Origin of the sequence: Nocardioides sp. JQ2195, assembly GCF_012272695.1 — a bacterium.
In the GTDB taxonomy this organism is placed as follows: Bacteria; Actinomycetota; Actinomycetes; order Propionibacteriales; family Nocardioidaceae; genus Nocardioides.
The window spans coordinates 221,536-238,584 of the sequence record NZ_CP050902.1 but is presented as its reverse complement, the minus strand read 5'-3'; the positions used below and the strand labels follow the sequence as shown (position 1 = coordinate 238,584).

Genomic DNA, 17,049 nt, shown 5'->3' with positions numbered 1-17,049 from the left:
AAGGGCAGTCATCAGGCCCTCCTTCCGGCGCGGCCCACGGCCAGCAACCACAACAGGAACGGTGCGCCGAGGGCGCCGGTGACCACGCCCACGGGGTAGTTGACGTCGGCCAGCAGGTAGTCGGCCACGTAGTCCGCGCCCACCACGATGATCGCGCCGACCAGGCCGGCGCCGACGATGGTGGTCCGTCCGCGGTTCAGCTGGCGCGAGATGGGACCGGCCAGGAACGACACGAACGCGATCGGCCCGGCGGCAGCCACGGCCAGGGCCACCAGCACGACCGCCAGCAGGAGCAGGGTGTCGACGCGGCCCGGCTTGACCCCGAGCGCCGCGGCAGCATCCTGGCCCAGCTCGGTGATGCGCAGGATCCGCGCACCCCACAGCACGAGCGGAACCAGGACGGCGAAGCAGGTCGCGAAGAACCGCACGGTGGGCCAGTCGACCTGGTTCAGGCTGCCGGTCATCCAACGCAGGGCGAGCTGGGCGTCGTAGACGTCGGCGCGGGTGAAGAGGTACTGGATCACCGACAGCAGGCCGGCGGCCATGCCGATGCCGACCAGCACCAGTCGATGGCCCAGGAGGGTGTCGGCCACCAGCCTGACCAGCACCGCCACCCCGATCGCACCGGACACCGCTGCGACGCTCACCCAGGTGCCGGCCTGGTCCAGGGCGACGATCGCGAGAACGGCGGCCGCACTCGCTCCGGTCGTGACGCCGATGATGTCCGGGCTCGCCAGCGGGTTGCGCAAGGTGGTCTGGAAGATCGCGCCACCGACCCCGAACGCGGTGCCGACCAGGACGCCCAGGAGTGCGCGCGGCAGCTTGACCTCCATCACGATGTAGGAGGCGACCGGGATCTCGGTCCCGGTGATGATCCGGAGGAAGTCGGGGATGGTGATCGTGTAGTCACCCAGCAGCACGCGGGCACCGACGACGGCCACGAGCAGCACGAGCAGGCCGAGCAGGACCAGGGCCGTACGCCGCGCAGGGCGGCGGCGGGCCCGGCGTACGACGTCGATGCCGATGTCGTCGAAGCCGGCCGCGCGGTCGGGAGCCAGGAGCGTCATCAGATGCCCCCCAGGCCGCGCCGGCTGATCATCCAGAGGAACACCGGCACGCCGAGCACCGCGGTCATGATGCCGACCTGCACCTCGGTCGGCGGGAGCACGATGCGGCCGACGACGTCGGCAGCCACGGTGAGGACGGCGCCGTACCCGGCACTGAACGGGATGATCCGGCGATGGTCGGACCCGACGATGGACCGCACGAGGTGCGGGATCACCAGCCCGACGAAGGCGATCGGGCCGGCGAGAGCGGTCGCGGTGCCGGCCAGCAGGACGATCGCCAGGCCGACGAGGACTCGGTCGAGGGCGACCCGGCGACCCAGGCCGCGAGCGAGGTCGTCGCCGAGCGCGAGCAGGTTGAGCAGGCGGGCGCCGAAGATGGCCAGGGTGGCGCCGACGAGCAGGAAGGGCAGGCCGGTCAGGAGGACGTCGAAGTCGCGACCGCCGATCGTGCCGACCTGCCAGAAGCGGAAGACGTCGAAGGTCTGGCGGTCGGTCAGCAGCACGGCCGAGACCCAGCTGGTCAGCGCCGCGGTGAGGGCCGCTCCGGCGATGGTGAGCTTCATCGGGGTGGCGCCGTCGCGACCGAGCGAGGCGATCGCGTGCACGGCCACGGCGGCCACCGCCGCACCGGCGAGCGCGAACCAGAGGCGTCCGTTGAGATCGCTGACGCCGAACCACGCGATCGCCAGCACCATCGCGAAGGCGGCACCGGCGTTGACACCGAGGATGCCCGGATCGGCCAGCGGGTTGCGGGTGAGGCCCTGCATGCAGGCCCCCGCGAGGCCCAGGGCCGCGCCGACGGCCAGGCCGAGGAAGGTGCGCGGCCACCGCGACTCGGCGATGCCGTGGTCGGGATGGGCCGCGTCGAGCACCGCAGCCGGCGAGATCGTGACACTGCCGATCAGCATGGAGCAGGCGGCAACGACGACCAGCGCCGCGATCAGGATCGCGGCGCCGGTCGCCAGGCGCATCCGGCCGAGTGTGGCGACTCGGTCAGGCGCTGTTGCCGTGAGGGTCACTGGCCTTCGACGGCCTTCGCCACCTGCGGCATGAAGTGCTCCATGGCGTAGGGGATCGAGAGCGGGGTCGGCGAGGAGAGGCCGAGCGCGTCGGTCTGGTTCGCGGAGGCCAGCACGTGACCGCTCGCGATGCCGGGGATCTGGCCCAGCAGCGGGTCCTGCTCGAACGTGGCGAGGTCGTCCTCGGTCTCGGCGTAGGTGATGAACACGTCGGACTCCAGCTCCTTGGCGCGGTCCGCCGAGAGCGTTCCGTAGAACCTCCCGGGGGCACTCAGCTCCTCGATGATCGGGGCATTGACCATCCCGGTCTCCGCCAGGATCAGCGGGCGGTTGTCGGCGACGGTGTAGTAGTCGATCTTCGACATGTCGGCGGTGGAGAGGGAGGCGAAGATGAAGGACTTGCCCCCGATCTGGGGGTGTTCCTCGCCGGCCTGTGCGAGAGCGGCCTCGGTCTGCTCCTTCACGTCGGCCGCGATCGCCGTACGCCCCAGGGCCTTGCCGACCAGGTCGAGCGAGTCCTGCCACGACGTCAGCCACGGGTCACCGGGGAACGCGACGACCGGAGTGCCTCCGTTGATCTTGGAGAGCTTGTCGTAGTCCTTCTGCGTGATGCCGGAGTTGGTGGCCAGGATCAGGTCGGGGTTGAGCTTGGCGACCTCGGTGATCGGCACCCCGTCGGCGTCGCTGAGTCGCTCGGGCTGCTCACCGTCGAGCTCCTCGAGCTCGGCGTCGAACCACGGCGTCGACCCGTGCTCGTTGCCGCCCCAGCTGATGTCGGTGGCGCCGATCGGCACGACACCGAGGGAGAGCGCGGTGTCCTGGTCGGTCCAGCCGAGGGTGACCACGCGCTGGGGCTCGGACTCGATGGTGCTCTCGCCGTAGGCGTGCTCCACGGTGACCGGGAACGCGTTGGCGTCAGGCTCCGTGACCGCCTTCGAGTCAGGGGCCTCGTCACCGTCGGCGGATCCGGTGGAGCACGCGGTCAGGGACAGGGCCGCCGCCGCCATCAGGGCGACGAAGAGGGTACGGGGGCGCGACATGCGGCGTCCTCTCAAGTTAGGGCAGACTTATTTAGGTCAGCCTAACCTTGCACCCCGCGAATCTGGCAAGGGGCTGGTGCCCTTGGTCGGGGGTGACTCCCGTCACACGGGCGTGCGCCTCAGCCGATCGGCGTTCGGTGGAAGTTCTGGAAGGAACGTGAGGGAGTCGGGCCGCGCTGTCCTTGGTAGCGCGAGCCGTACTTCTCCGAGCCGTAGGGGTGCAGCGCCGGCGAGGTGAGCCGGAAGAAGCAGAGCTGCCCGATCTTCATCCCCGGGTAGAGCTTGATCGGCAGGGTCGCGACGTTCGCCAGCTCGAGGGTGACGTGGCCACTGAAGCCGGGGTCGACGAAGCCCGCCGTTGCGTGGGTGAGCAGCCCCAGGCGTCCGAGCGACGACTTCCCCTCCACGCGCGCGGCGATGTCGTCCGGGAGGGTCACGACCTCGTAGGTCGACCCGAGCACGAACTCACCCGGGTGCAGGATGAAGGGGTCCTCGCCCTCCGCCTCGATCTCGCGGGTCAGGTCGGACTGGTCGGCCGCAGGATCGATGTGCGGGTAGCGATGGTTCTCGAACACCCGGAAGAACCGGTCGAGGCGGAAGTCGATGCTGGAGGGCTGCACCATGGCCGGGTCGTAGGGCTCGACGGCGATTCGCTTCGCGTCGATCTCGGCCAGGATGTCGCGGTCTGAGAGAAGCACGCCGACAACCTACCGTCAGTCACGCCGCGGCGGGAGAGCCGCTCGGACCCGCCGGCCGACCCCCGGGGACCCGGCGAGCACAATGCCCTCATGACCTTCCAGCGTTACGTCGCCCTGGGCGACAGCTTCACCGAGGGCGTCGGCGACGTCGACCTCGCCCGACCCAACGGCGTGCGGGGGTGGGCCGACCGGTTCGCCGAGGCGATGGCCACCCGCGACCCGGAGTTCCTCTATGCCAACCTCGCCATCCGCGGGCGCAAGCTCGACGGCGTGCTCGCCGAGCAGGTCGAGCCCGCCGTGGCCATGCGCCCGGACCTGGTCACCATCTATGCCGGCGGCAACGACATGCTGCGACCGAAGGTCGACCTCGACGCGCTCGTCGCACGGTACGACGAAGCGCTGGGCAGGCTCGCCGCCACCGGCGCCCACCTGGTCCTGTGGACGGCGCACGACCCCTCCGCGTCGCGCATGTACGCGCCGCTGCGCGGCCGGTTCGCGATCTACAACGAGCTCGTCCGCGAGGTCGCCGACGAACGGGGGGCGACGCTGATCGACTTCTGGCGGATGCCGGAGTACCACGGGTGGGACCTGTGGGCAGACGACCGACTGCACATGAACTCCGCCGGCCACCAGCGAATGGCGATCGCCGTGCTCGACGCCCTCGACGTGGAGCACCCGCTCGACATGCCCCCGGCACGGCCTGCTGCGCCTCCCGTGGCGCGGCGCGTCGCCGTCGGCCAGAACCTGCGCTGGACCCGCGAGGAGGCCTTGCCCTGGGTGCACCGCCGCCTGACCGGACGCTCGTCCGGCGACTCGCTCAGCCCTCGCCGCCCACTCCTCGCCCCGGTCGAGTAGCATCTCCTCGTCCGGCCAAGCTCCAGTGGCCGCCGGGCGTGCGGACGTAGCTCAGTTGGTAGAGCGCGACCTTCCCAAGGTCGATGTCGCGAGTTCGAGTCTCGTCGTCCGCTCCACTTCCTCCCCTCCCTGCGCGAACCGCGGGCTCTTGTCCCCCGAGCCGCGAGTTCTCGTGTCGTCCGGCCGGACGATTTCCGGCTCGGTGACCACCCTCGATGAATGACATCTTTGTGGTTCAGGCGGCGTGTCGCGGTCTGTGTCTGATGTGACTTGTGGGACTATTGACGATTCACGTGATCTCTGTGAATAGTGGGGCGCGGCCCACTCCCGATTTCATCGAGGTCTTCCCCATGCACCGCCGTCGAAGCGCCGCGATCGGCACATTCGCCCTGACCTTGTTCGCACCCCTCGTGGTGGTCGGCGGATCGGCGACAGCCGGCACCGCCGCGTCGCCAGATGCGCTCCGCACCCCCGCGCTCCCGGCGAACGCCACGGCGGGCCCCAGCGTGGTCACCCCAGCCATGCAGACCGAGATCGACCGCGTGGTGAAGGCGGGCCAGACCGCCTCCGCTCGGTCGGCCATGCGCGCCGGCCCCACGTCGTTGGCCGACAGCCAGGTCCGTTGCGCCGACTTCGAGGGCCAGCGCTACTGCCTGAACACCGGGTGGACCACCGCGTCGCAGGCGTCCGTACGCCGCGAGGCGGCCGGCGACCTGACCGCCCTCGCCGCCCGGTCCCGCTCGACCGAGACGACCGGTGACCTGACCGTGGCGGACGCCATGCGCCAGCGGGCCGCGCTGAGCCCCCGCAAGCGCGCCGCCGCCGAACGCGCCGAGCTCACCGAGGCCGCCGAGTCCGTGGGCAAGGTCTGGCTGCTGCGCCACCAGGTGCAGGGGGAGCCCCTTCCCGACGGCTTCCTCGAGCGCCACCCGGAGATCACCGTGGACAGCACCCCGGTCGCCGCCCGATCCACCACCAGCGACACGACGACGGCGACCACCAAGTCCACCAAGGACTACCCGCAGCAGGACGTGATCCTCAACCGCAACAGGATCAAGGAACAGAACCGCACCTACTGGTGTGGCGTCTCCGCGATGCAGACGATCGCCTGGAATGCCAGCGGCACCCGCAAGTCCCAGAGGTACTGGGCGGCCCGCCTCGGCACCACGACGAGCGGCACGGCGATCAGCGAGATGGTCCGCGTCACCAACGCCTACACCGGCTGGGACAAGGAACGCTTCGCCGGAAAGTACATCGTGCTCGACATCGGCAGCTGGTCCTACCGCCAGTGGTGGAAGCTGCAGATGCGCCACATCACCGACTACCACGCACCGGTGATCCTGCACCCGATCCTGCTCAGGCAGTTCTATCCCTACCTCGATGACGACGCGAGCGGCCACTTCCAGGTCGGGCGGGGCTACGACAAGAACGGGTCGAAGGCCAACAAGCTGAAGTACTTCGAGCCGTGGAACCAGCAGCGCTTCGACCCGTCGGAGCCGTTCATCTCGCGCACCCAGACGCGCGGCGCCTACAAGAGCTACCGCGCCAACCAGGCCCACTCGATGCACAACATCGGCGTCTGATGCGCGCAGGCAACCGGGCCGGCCACCGCGCCGGCCACCTGGCCGTCGCCGTCGTGCTGGCCGCGACCCTGGCCGGTTGCGGCTCGGACGACACCGAGCCCGCTGCCGACCCCAGCCCCGCCAGCGGCTCGAGCGGGACTCCGGCACCCTCGGGATCGTCGTCGCCGAGCAGCCCGGACAGTGGCATGGTCGAGCCGACGACGAACCTTCTGGACTGGTCCGCGATCGGTCGGGGCGCCGCCCAGGGCGTCGTGCACACCGGCGCCGACTGGTCGCTGACCATCGACACCAACGGCACCACGGCCACGCTCGGGGGCACCGAGTCCACCGAGATCCCGGCCGGCCAGGATCGCCGGATCGTGGACTCCTTCCTCACCTCGACCACCGCCGTCGTGGTGGCCCAGGACGCGGCCGAGCAGAAGCCCCAGCAGGTCACCCTGGTCGACCTGGCCTCCGGCGAGCAGTCGCGCCTCACGAGTCCGCCCCCGGGCCCGGGTGGGCCCTGGGCGGCGTACGACGACACCGTCGCCTACGCGAGCTACCGTCCGGGCAGCGACTACTGCCTGGCCACCTACGACTTGGCGTCGAGCACCGGCGAGAAGGGCTACTGCGCGCCCGAGCGACACGGCTTCTCGAACCTGACGCTCTCCCCCCATGGCCTGTCGATGATGGCTTTCGACGACAAGCGCCCGGTCTCCTGCCGCACCTTGGTCGACGTGGACGGCGCGGAGGTCACCCCCATCGAGGGCGTGGACGAGTGCAAGGGCTGGGAAGCGGTCGCCACGGCCGACGGTCATGTGTGGTCGGTGGTCCGGAAGCAGAACCAGGTCGAGGTCGGTGACTTCCACGCCAGCAGTGGCGGCACGACGTACGACCTGGGCGAAGGTGCCACGAACTCCCTGACCTGGTGCGGCGACTCGGCCTACTTCAGCCGCGACGCCGACAAGGGCGGCAAGGCGCGACTGCTCCGCTGGACGCCCGACGCCACCCTCGAGATCGTCTACGAATCGCCCGGCAACGGCGAGGCGTTCCTGGGCCAGCCGTCCTGCACCGGCAACGTGCTGACCGTCAGTGCCTACGGCGAGGGCGGCGACGAGGTGGTGTCGGCTACCGTGCCGGGGTGACCGCGCCAGCATCCTTCACCGGCTTCCCCGAGGCAGCGCTCGACTTCTACGACGACCTCGAGGTCGACAACACCAAGTCGTTCTGGGAGGCACACCGGCACGTCCATGCCGAGTCGGTGAAGGCGCCGATGGTCGCCCTGACGGCTGCCTTGGAGTCCGAGTTCGGCACGGCGAAGGTGTTCCGTCCCTATCGCGACGTCCGTTTCGCGAAGGACAAGACGCCGTACAAGACGCACCAGGGAGCCTTCGTCGGCCGCGCCCCCGCCACCGGGTGGTACGTCGAGGTCTCGGCACGGGGCGTGCGAACCGGCGGTGGCTTCTACGAGGCCAGCGCCCACCGACTGGCCGCTGTGCGCGCAGCGATCGACGACCAGCGCACCGGCGCCGAGCTGGAGGACCTCCTTGCCGAGTTGGTGAGACGCGGCTGGGACGTGGGCGGCGACAGGTTGAGGACGAAGCCGCGGGGCTACGAGGTCGACCATCCACGGATCGACCTGCTGCGGCATCGATCGCTGGTGCTCGGACGCCACCACGGCTTCGAACCGGTGATCCACACACCGGAGCTCGCCGACGTGGTGCGCGAGGACTGGCGTGAGCTCCGCCCGATCGTGGAGTGGATCGCCGCACGCACCGACACCTTGGAGTGACTACGCGCCGGTCGTGTCGTCCTTGCGCATCGTGGCCATCGTGCGATCGATCTCCCAGTGTGCGTTCATCGACACGATGAGCCCGTCGTCGTCGAGGCGATAGACGGCGATCAGGTCGGTGTCGGCCAGGGTGCCGTCGGCCATCCGGGTGGAGAACGTGCCGATGTTGGCGCAGGCGTTCCCGTTGGCGAACGAGTCGCGGATGGTGAACTGGAAGCGCTCGACCGGACCGATCGCCATGTCCCAGAAGGCCGCGATCGCTTCCTTGCCCTGGTGCCCCTCGCCACTCTCGTCGAAGAACGAGGGGCCGACGGGATCGGCGACGACGGCATCGTCGGCGAAGAGCGCGAGCCACTCATCCTTCGCCTTGCGGGAGACGGCGTCGTAGGAACGCTGCGATGCCCGGCGCGCAGGGTTGTCGCCATCGGGTGCTTCCCAGGTGATGAACTCAGACTCGATCATGGTGGTCACCCTACGGCGAAACTGAAACTCGTTCTAGTTCCTTGGCAATCTGTCCTGCCAGGATCCGGGCGACGTTCGCCGACAGTTAACCGGCCCGTCGGATCGGGACGCCACGCTCAACGCATGGGACGCAAGAAGAAGATCCTGCTGCACATCGGACCCAAGTCGCCCGAGCCCACCGGACCACCCTTCGGCGTCCACACGGGGCTCGCCGCCGAGCAGTCACTGCTCGACGGTGTCGAGCTCCTGGTGGCCGACGTCGAGCAGCCCGACCTCGACCGGGCGGCCCACGAGATGCTCCGCACCCACAAGTCGGTCGGCCTCAGGCGTCGTGAGGTCGACGGCGCTTGGGCGGGAACCTGTCGGTCACTTCTCAGGTGCAGGTCCGACCTCGTGCTGAGCCAGCCGGGCTTTGCTACCGCGAACGACGAACAGGCCGCGCTGGTCATCGACGGACTTGCGGGACTCGACGTGCACGTGGTGATCACGCCGACCGAGGGCGAGGACCCCGAAGCCCTCAGGGCTCGCTGGTCGGCGCACCTGAGGGCGGGTCGTGTGCACATTGCACCCCTGAGCCACGATGCGGCATTCGTCGACCTGGCCGAGGAGCTGGCCGGTCTGGCACTGTGCATCCGGAAGGCAGACCCGGGCGGCCACGTCACGAAGTTCACGCGGCGCCGCCCCACGCGAGCCGGCAGTCGGATGGTGCTGCGCGAGGCGTCCTGAGTCGAAGCACCTCAGGATGGCGCGGGCGCGACAAGAACTGCCCGCTCGGCCGACAACAATTGCCCGTTCGCGACGCAAGAGTTGCCCGTTCGGGGTCAGTGGGGTTGCCAGGCGTCCTCGTCGGCCGTGCGTGAGGTGACCGCCTCCGGCAGCGTGCCGGCGGCGAGCTGGGCGATCGAGACCTCCTCGAACACGTCACGCAGCGAACGACGCGCGGCGATCCAGACGTGCTGCAGCACATCGGCCTTCTCGTTGTAGGTGACCGCCTCGGGCCGCAGGCCGTAGACGGAGACCAAGGGGCCGTCGACCGCGCGGATGACGTCGGCCACGCTGACCGTGCTCGCCTCGCCGGTCAGCCGCCATCCGCCCGACTGCCCGCGCTGGGACACCACGATGCCCGAGCGTCGGAGGTCGGCCAGGATCGCCTGGAGGAAGCCGTGGGGGATGTCCTGGCGCCGACCCAGCTCCTCCGCGCTGATCGGCGAGGCCCCGGCAGCATGCGCCATCTCGATCAGGGCACGCAGGGCGTAGTCGGACTTGGCGGAGACGCGCATGGCGCCCAGTCTCTCAGATTGTCGTGTGATCCAGTCCACGATCCCCGGCTGAGTGACGCGTCTCGCCTTGCGTGCACGGCGATTGCGATTCATACTTAAGTTACTGACGAGTAGAGACATCTGCTCGTCCACTCCCCTGAACATGGAAAAGGTGGGTCCGTGAGCCACTACAAGAGCAACCTGCGCGACATCGAGTTCAACCTCTTCGAGGTGCTCGGCCGGGACCAGGTCCTGGGCCGGGGTCCCTTCGCCGACGTCGACGTCGACACAGCCAAGACGATCCTTGCCGAGGTGGACCGCCTCGCCCGCGAGGATCTCGCCGCTTCCTTCGAGGACAGCGACCGCAACCCGCCGGTCTTCGACCCCGAGACCCACTCGGCTCCCCTGCCGGAGTCGTTCAAGAAGTCCTACAAGGCCTGGATGGACGCCGAGTACTGGCGCCTCCAGATTCGCGAGGAGCTGGGCGGAACCCCGGCTCCCTCCAGCCTCAACTGGGCCATCGGCGAGATGGTGCTCGGCTCCAACGCCCCGCTGCACATGTACGCCGCAGGCGCCCCGTTCGCCGGCGTCGTCTACAACAACGGCAACGAGCGCGACCAGAAGGTCGCCCAGTTCATGGTCGAGCGCCAGTGGGGCTGCACCATGGTCCTGACCGAGCCCGACGCCGGGTCCGACGTCGGGGCCGGCCGCACCAAGGCCACCCCGAACGACGACGGCTCGTGGAACGTCACCGGCGTGAAGCGCTTCATCACCAGCGCCACCAACGACATGACCGAGAACGTCATGCACCTGGTGCTGGCCCGGCCCGAGGGCGTCGAGGGCGCAGGTGGCCCCGGCACCAAGGGACTCTCGCTGTTCTGGATGCCCGAGCACCACTTCGACCACGAGACCGGCGAGCTGACCGGTGAGCGCAACGGCATCTATGTCACCAACGTCGAGCACAAGATGGGGATCAAGGTCTCCAACACCTGCGAGGTCACCTTCGGCGACCCGCAGGTCGGCGGCGGCGAGCCCGCCAAGGGCTGGCTGCTCGGCGAGGTGCACAACGGCATCGCCCAGATGTTCGACGTCATCGAGAACGCCCGCATGATGGTCGGCACCAAGGCCATCGCCACGCTCTCGACCGGTTACCTCAACGCGCTCGAGTACGCCAAGGAGCGCGTCCAGGGCGCCGACCTGACCCAGGCCGCCGACAAGACCGCGCCCCGCGTCACGATCACCCACCACCCCGACGTACGTCGTTCGCTGATGACGCAGAAGGCGTTCGCGGAGGCGATGCGCGCGCTGGTTCTCTACACCGCGTCCTACCAGGACCAGGTGATGATCGCCGAGGCCGCCGGAGAGTCCGACACCAAGGAGGCCAAGCTGGCCGCCGCGGTCAACGACCTGCTGCTCCCGATCGTCAAGGGCTACGGCTCCGAGCGCTCGTGGGTCCTGCTCGGCACCGAGTCGCTGCAGACCTTCGGTGGCTCGGGCTTCCTGCAGGAGTACCCGATCGAGCAGTACGTGCGCGACGCCAAGATCGACACGCTCTACGAGGGCACCACCGCGATCCAGGGCCAGGACTTCTTCTTCCGGAAGATCGTCAAGGACCAGGGCCGCGCACTCGGCCACCTCGCTGCCGAGATCGAGGGCTTCATCAAGGCCGGCGACGCTGCCGACTCGGGCGGTCGCCTCAAGGTCGAGCGCGAGCTGCTCGCCACGGCCCTCGAGGACGCCAACGCCATGGTCGGCACGATGATCAACGACCTGATGTCGGCCGACGCCTCGAGCAACACAGGCGAGGGCGACGGAAACATCCGCAACATCTACAAGGTCGGCCTGAACACCACCCGCCTGCTGATGGCGCTGGGCGACGTGGTGTGCGGTTGGCTGCTGCTCAAGGGCGCCGAGGTCGCCCTGGACAAGCTTGCCGGCGAGGTCTCCGAGAAGGACCGCCACTTCTACGAGGGCAAGGTTGCCGCGGCGCAGTTCTTCGCGCAGAACAACCTGCCGAAGCTGACCTCGGAGCGCCTGCTCGCCGAGAACGTCGACCTGGCCCTGATGGACCTCGACGAGGCTGCCTTCTGATCCTGGCACCCCCAGACGCGAACACTCCCCGGCCGGGCAATCGGCCGGGGAGTGCCGCATTTGTGCCACAGTGGGTCCCAGTCCTCGACCAAGGGAGCAAAGTGATGGGTATCGGACTCGGCATCGTCCTGCTGGTGATCGGATTGATCCTCGCCCTCGGAGCCGTCGACCTGCCGGCGAGCATCGACGACGCCGTGGCGTCGGAGACGATCGGCTGGATCCTGGTGATCGTCGGAGCGCTCGCGATCGTGCTGGCACTCGTGATGAACGCGCAGCGTTCCCGCACGACCCACGTCGTCGACGACCGTCGTCCGCCGCCGCCCGCCTGACACACGGGGCAGCTGCCCGACACCCGGGCAACGGGGCCCGGACCACGCTCACTGGTACTTGTAGCCGCGCAACCAGTTCGGGTAGCGGTAGCGATGGAAACGGTCGAAGAAGGCCTTGCGCGCCGCCTTGTCGGTGGCATTGACCGACACCGACCACGGCTCGTTCTCATAGATCCGGACGACTCCGAAGCGACGCTGGCGGTCGCCCTTGCGCCCGGACATGGCCACGCCGAAGCGGCGATCACCCCGCAACCACGCACCGGAGCTGGCCACGCCGCTGAACCAGCTCGAGTAGTAGGACCTGGCGTTGCGTGAGGTGTACCAACGACTGATCGTCACCCAGTTCTTCTCGGTCCCGCCACTCGCGTAGCGACATCCCCACGACTCGACCATGTTGGGGCTGGCCGGTTGTGCCACGGCCCGGCAGTCACTCAGGTTCGGGAGGTCACGGAAGATGTAGCTGGCTCCGGTCCAACCGAGGGGACGCGTGCAGTCGGAGTAGTCCGGCACCTCGTCGCCGTTCCAGCAGCGGTAGTGGTTGACCGGAGCCGGGGTCGGGGTCGTCGAGGTCTTGGTCCGGTCCTTGCGCTTCGTCGGGACCGGACCGCCGTCGCCGCCACCGCCCTCACCGGCACCGCCGTCACCACCGGAACGGGCTGCCCGGCGCCTCACCCGCGGACCCTCGCCGGGCTCCGCCGCATCGGTGGGCTCCGACGACGACGCCGACTCCGAGGAGGTGGCCGGCACCAACGTCGGCGGCTCGTTGACCACCTTCGCCGCCGCGACCGTGGAGGGCGTGCTCGACCTGCCGAGGACCGAGGCGGCTTGGCGCTCCGGATCCCCCTCGAGGAATCCGGCGGCGAACAGGGTGCCCACGACCACCGCTCCGGTCGCGACCGCGGCGACCGTCCCCGGGACCCAGCGACGCCTGCCCCTCTCGAGCACGATCGGTGCCCGGAACGCCGTCGCTCCCGGCAACAGGACCGAGTCCGGGGCGAGGGTGGCCAGGTGGGCCAGCTCGGCGTGCAGCGCACGGGCCGACGGGTGCCTCCTGCGCGGCTCCTTCGCCATCGACCGGCGCAGCAGGGCGTTGACCGCGGAGCTGAAGTCGTCCTTGCCCGGAAGCTGCGGGATGGGCCCCTGGATGTGGCCGAGGGCGACCTCGACGTCGGTGCCGGCGTACGGCGCGGAGCCGGTCAGCACGTGCCACAGCAGGCAGCCAGCGGCATAGACGTCGCCGGCGACACCGGCCTTCTCCCCCCGGTGCCGTTCCGGCGCCATGTAGGGCAGGCTGCCGGCGACCGTGCCGGTGCGGGACAGGTCGGCGCCGGGTGTGGTGGCGATGCCGAAGTCGCAGAGGAACACATCGAGGTCACGTCCGCGTCCGCGCAGCAACACGTTGGCCGGCTTGATGTCACGGTGGATCACCCCGACGGCATGGGCGTCGCACAGGCCGAGGACCACCTGGCCCAGCACGTCGATGGCCAGCGCGGGGGGCATCGCTCCCTCGCGGTGGATCAGCTGGAGCAGGTCACCGCCCGCGACCAGCTGGGTGACCAGGAACAGCACACCGTCCTGCTCCCCGTGGTCGAAGATGCTCACCACGTGTGCCGAGTCCAGCTTGGCCAGCGTCGCCGCCTCCTGCTGGAACCGGGCCCGGAAGCCGGGGTCCGCGGCGTACTGCGGGACGACGAGCTTCACGGCGACGTCGCGGCCCAGCGTAGTGTCCCGGGCCGCAAGGACCACGCCCATACCGCCATGACCGAGAGTGCGCTCGAGCTGGTAACGACCGAAGCTCTCCCCTGCTGCAGGCAGGCGGATCATTGCGAGGACCCCCAGGTTGTCATGGCCACCGGACGGGCCCGAGTCTAGAAGGCTTCCGGCAGGAGCGCGCGGTCCGTGACTCGAGCCACCCGGTCATTCCCTAGGATTGCCCCGACACGGACCCCACGCATTGAGGCCCACCCTTGCTCGCTCTCGTCATCGCCCACTTCGCGGTAGCCCCGCTGGCCCCTGCCCTGGTGCGCCTGATGGGTCGCAAGGTGTTCCTCGCGCTCGCCGTCGCCCCCGCGGCCACCCTGGTCTGGGCGCTCGCCCAGACCGGTCGGGTGCGCGACGAGGAGACGGTGACCGAGACGATCTCCTGGCTGCCCAGCCTGAAGTTCGACCTCGCCCTGCGGATGGACACGCTGCAGTGGGTGATGGTGCTGATCGTCAGCGGCATCGGCGTGCTCGTGATGGCCTACTGCGCCTGGTACTTCGAGCGGGACGACCCGGCCGTGGCGCGATTCTCGGGCATCTTCGTCTCGTTCGCCGGTGCCATGCTCGGACTCGTCGTCTCCGACGACCTGCTGCTGCTCTATGTCTTCTGGGAGCTGACCACGGTCTTCTCCTACCTCCTGATCGGCCACGACCCCGCCAGGCGAGCCAGCCGACTGGCGGCCACCCAGGCCCTGATCGTCACCACCTTCGGTGGCCTGGCCATGCTGGTCGGGGTCCTGCTCCTCGGCGCCCTGGGTGACACGCACCGGGCCAGCGAGCTGCTGGCCGATCCTCCCAGCGGCACGGCGGCCACGGTCGGCGTCCTGCTGGTCCTGGTCGGAGCGCTGAGCAAGTCGGCCCTGTTCCCGTTCCACTTCTGGCTCCCGGGCGCGATGGCCGCGCCCACCCCGGTCAGCGCCTACCTGCACGCAGCCTCCATGGTGAAGGCCGGCGTCTTCCTCGTCGCGCTGCTCGCCCCCGCCTTCGCGGGAACCCCCGGATGGCACGGCAGCATCCTGGTGCTCGGCGTGTTCACGATGCTGCTGGGCGGCTGGCGGGCGCTGCGCCAGTTCGACATCAAGCTGCTGCTCGCCTACGGCACCGTGAGCCAGCTCGGCTTCCTGCTGGTCGTCTTCAGCATCGGCACCCGCGCCGCGGCGCTGGCCGGGCTGGGCATGCTGGTCGCGCACGCGCTCTTCAAGGCCACCTTGTTCCTCGTCGTCGGCATCATCGACAAGTCCACCGGCACCCGTGACCTGCGCGAGCTCTCCGGCCTGGCCCGCGCCATGCCGGTGGTCTTCGCCACCGCGGTGATCGGCTCCGCCTCGATGGCCGGGCTCCCGCCGCTGCTCGGCTTCCTCGGCAAGGAGAGCGTCTTCGGCGCCCTGCTCGACGTGGCCCGCACGTCCGGCGGCGACGGCACCGGGCTGCCGCCGTACGCCGGGTGGCTGGTGCTCGTCGGGATCGTGCTCGGCTCGGTGCTGACCATGGCCTACACCCTGCGCTTCCTGTGGGGCGCCTTCGCCACCAAGCCGACGGTGGCCCCGATCGCGGCACGGCCGGTCCCGGTCGGCTTCGCCTTCGCACCGGTGGTGCTGGCCGCGCTGACGGTGGTCCTCGGCTTCTCCGGGCCGGCGATGACCCACGAGTTCGCCGGCTACCTGCACCAGTTCCCCGAGGGTGCCCACCACGCCGAGCTGGCTCTGTGGCACGGCCTCGGGCTGCCCCTGCTCTTCTCCGCCCTGGTCGTCGCCGTCGGGGCGCTGCTCTTCGTCAAGCGGCACGCGATGGCGCAGCTCCAGGCGTTGACCTCGTCGACGCTCAGCATGGAGCGCTTCTACCGCTCGGCCATGCGCGGCATCGACCGGGCCGCGGTCGAGATCACCGGTACGACGCAGCGAGGTTCCGTGGCGGCGTACCTCACCTTCATCCTGCTGGTGGTCCTCGTCCTGCCCGGGGTGGTCATGGTCGACGCCTTCCCGGACACGATCGACGTCATCCTGTGGGACTCCCCGGAGCAGGCCGCGGTCGGCGCGGTGATGGTGCTCGCCGCGATCTACACGGTCCGCTCCCGGCGGCGCCTGCGGGCCGTGCTGCTGGTCGGCGTCACCGGCTACGGCACGGCCCTGCTCTTCCTCCTGCACGGCGCACCCGACCTCGCGCTGACCCAGGTGCTCGTCGAGACCACCAGCCTGGTCGTCTTCGTGCTGGTGCTGCGCCGGCTGCCCGGCCACTTCACCGACCGCCCGCTCACCCGGCAGCGGTGGTTCCGGATGGCCCTCGGCGCCGCCGTGGGCGTCGCGGTGGCCGGCTTCATGATCCTGTCCACCAACGCGCGCACCGCCGAACCGGTCTCCGCCTGCTTCCCGGAACCGGCCCTGGCCTACGGCGGCGGCCACAACATCGTCAGCGTCATCCTGCTCGACATCCGGGCCTGGGACACGATGGGCGAGATCTCGGTGCTCGTCGCGGCCGCCACCGGGGTGGCCAGCCTGATCTTCCTCGACACCCGGATGTCCGGGATCCGCCGGGTGCGTGAGATCCCCTATCCCTCGACGGTGACGAAGCTGACCACCACGCCGGGCCTGCGGACCTGGCTGGCCGGGCCCCGCACGCTGAGCCCCGACCGCCGCTCGATCATCTTCGAGGTGGTCACCCGGCTGATGTTCCACACGATGGTGGTGCTCTCGATCTATCTCCTCTTCGCGGGGCACAACCACGTCGGCGGTGGCTTCGCGGCCGGCATGGTCACCGGGCTGGCGCTGATGGTGCGCTATCTCGCCGGTGGTCGCTACGAGCTCGACGAGGCGGCCCCGGTCGACGCCGGCATGCTGATGGGCACCGGACTCTTCGTGGCCACGGCGGCCGCACTCGCGCCCCTCGCCTTCGGCGGCGAGGTGCTGCAGAGCGCCCAGGTCGACTTCCACCTCGGCCCGCTGGGTGAGCCCCACGTGGTCACCTCGATGTTCTTCGACATCGGTGTCTACCTCGTCGTGGTCGGCCTGATCCTCGACCTGCTGCGCACCTTCGGATCCCGGTTGGACCGGCAGATCCTGCGCGAGGAACGCACGGCCGCGGACACGACGGCCGGAGGGGTGCGACTGTGAGCAAGGT

At 69.7% G+C, this 17,049-nt stretch carries 15 protein-coding genes and 1 tRNA gene; 9 read left to right on the top strand and 7 right to left on the bottom strand.

Translation table 11 applies throughout. The features are described from left to right. Positions 1-11: 11 nt before the first annotated feature. The 4 genes from ncot_RS01145 to dcd all read right to left on the bottom strand — a co-directional run bounded on the left by ncot_RS01145 (position 12) and on the right by dcd (position 3,824). Entirely contained in the window at positions 12-1,067 is a 1,056-nt protein-coding gene (locus ncot_RS01145) for an iron chelate uptake ABC transporter family permease subunit (protein WP_168615949.1), read from the bottom strand. Then, positions 1,067-2,038, bottom strand: coding sequence for an iron chelate uptake ABC transporter family permease subunit (locus tag ncot_RS01140; RefSeq protein ID WP_168615948.1), 972 nt, complete (start codon positions 2,036-2,038; stop codon positions 1,067-1,069). Before ncot_RS01140 ends, ncot_RS01145 begins: the two co-directional genes overlap by 1 nt. 44 nt (positions 2,039-2,082) lie before the next feature. Next, positions 2,083-3,126: an iron-siderophore ABC transporter substrate-binding protein gene (locus ncot_RS01135; RefSeq protein WP_168615947.1), complete on the bottom strand. Its 1,044-nt coding sequence runs from the start codon at positions 3,124-3,126 to the stop codon at positions 2,083-2,085. Between the two features lie 119 nt (positions 3,127-3,245). Further along, complete coding sequence (gene dcd, locus ncot_RS01130; protein ID WP_168615946.1) at positions 3,246-3,824, bottom strand: dCTP deaminase; 579 nt, start codon at positions 3,822-3,824, stop codon at positions 3,246-3,248. Between the two features lie 90 nt (positions 3,825-3,914). On the opposite strand from dcd, the gene ncot_RS01125 reads away from it, so the two are divergent. From ncot_RS01125 to ncot_RS01105, 5 genes are all read left to right on the top strand, one after another. Then, on the top strand, positions 3,915-4,679 hold the full coding sequence (locus tag ncot_RS01125; RefSeq protein ID WP_168615945.1) for an SGNH/GDSL hydrolase family protein: 765 nt from the start codon (positions 3,915-3,917) through the stop codon (positions 4,677-4,679). Between the two features lie 40 nt (positions 4,680-4,719). Further along, a tRNA-Gly gene (locus ncot_RS01120) sits at positions 4,720-4,795 on the top strand. Positions 4,796-5,029: 234 nt separating this feature from the next. Then, complete coding sequence (locus ncot_RS01115; protein WP_168615944.1) at positions 5,030-6,262, top strand: hypothetical protein; 1,233 nt, start codon at positions 5,030-5,032, stop codon at positions 6,260-6,262. After that, positions 6,262-7,386 carry a hypothetical protein gene (locus tag ncot_RS01110; protein WP_168615943.1) on the top strand — a complete coding sequence of 375 codons (1,125 nt, stop codon included), beginning with the start codon at positions 6,262-6,264 and terminating at the stop codon, positions 7,384-7,386. Before ncot_RS01115 ends, ncot_RS01110 begins: the two co-directional genes overlap by 1 nt. Beyond that, on the top strand, positions 7,383-8,033 hold the full coding sequence (locus ncot_RS01105) for a DUF2461 domain-containing protein (protein ID WP_168615942.1): 651 nt from the start codon (positions 7,383-7,385) through the stop codon (positions 8,031-8,033). The genes ncot_RS01110 and ncot_RS01105 overlap by 4 nt, the downstream gene beginning before the upstream one ends. On the opposite strand, the gene ncot_RS01100 is transcribed toward ncot_RS01105, so the two are convergent. Next, positions 8,034-8,495: a nuclear transport factor 2 family protein gene (locus ncot_RS01100; RefSeq protein WP_168615941.1), complete on the bottom strand. Its 462-nt coding sequence runs from the start codon at positions 8,493-8,495 to the stop codon at positions 8,034-8,036. Positions 8,496-8,618: 123 nt separating this feature from the next. Between ncot_RS01100 and ncot_RS01095 the strand changes: the two genes are divergently transcribed. Further along, positions 8,619-9,221 (top strand): hypothetical protein, encoded by a 603-nt coding sequence (locus ncot_RS01095; protein WP_168615940.1) that lies wholly within the window; start codon positions 8,619-8,621, stop codon positions 9,219-9,221. A 95-nt stretch (positions 9,222-9,316) separates the two neighbouring features. Here ncot_RS01095 and ncot_RS01090 read toward each other — a convergent pair whose 3' ends face one another. Further along, positions 9,317-9,775 (bottom strand): Rrf2 family transcriptional regulator, encoded by a 459-nt coding sequence (locus ncot_RS01090; protein WP_168615939.1) that lies wholly within the window; start codon positions 9,773-9,775, stop codon positions 9,317-9,319. A gap of 159 nt (positions 9,776-9,934) precedes the next feature. On the opposite strand from ncot_RS01090, the gene ncot_RS01085 reads away from it, so the two are divergent. Beyond that, entirely contained in the window at positions 9,935-11,845 is a 1,911-nt protein-coding gene (locus tag ncot_RS01085) for an acyl-CoA dehydrogenase (protein ID WP_168615938.1), read from the top strand. A gap of 104 nt (positions 11,846-11,949) precedes the next feature. After that, positions 11,950-12,174 carry a DUF6458 family protein gene (locus ncot_RS01080; RefSeq protein WP_168615937.1) on the top strand — a complete coding sequence of 75 codons (225 nt, stop codon included), beginning with the start codon at positions 11,950-11,952 and terminating at the stop codon, positions 12,172-12,174. 48 nt (positions 12,175-12,222) lie between these two features. Here the strand turns inward: ncot_RS01080 and ncot_RS01075 are convergent, their stop codons facing one another. Continuing rightward, positions 12,223-13,998 (bottom strand): serine/threonine-protein kinase, encoded by a 1,776-nt coding sequence (locus ncot_RS01075; RefSeq protein ID WP_168615936.1) that lies wholly within the window; start codon positions 13,996-13,998, stop codon positions 12,223-12,225. 143 nt (positions 13,999-14,141) lie between these two features. Between ncot_RS01075 and ncot_RS01070 the strand changes: the two genes are divergently transcribed. Beyond that, positions 14,142-17,042, top strand: a complete 2,901-nt coding sequence (locus ncot_RS01070; RefSeq protein ID WP_168615935.1) for a Na+/H+ antiporter subunit A — start codon at positions 14,142-14,144, stop codon at positions 17,040-17,042. The last annotated feature ends 7 nt before the right edge of the window (positions 17,043-17,049 follow it).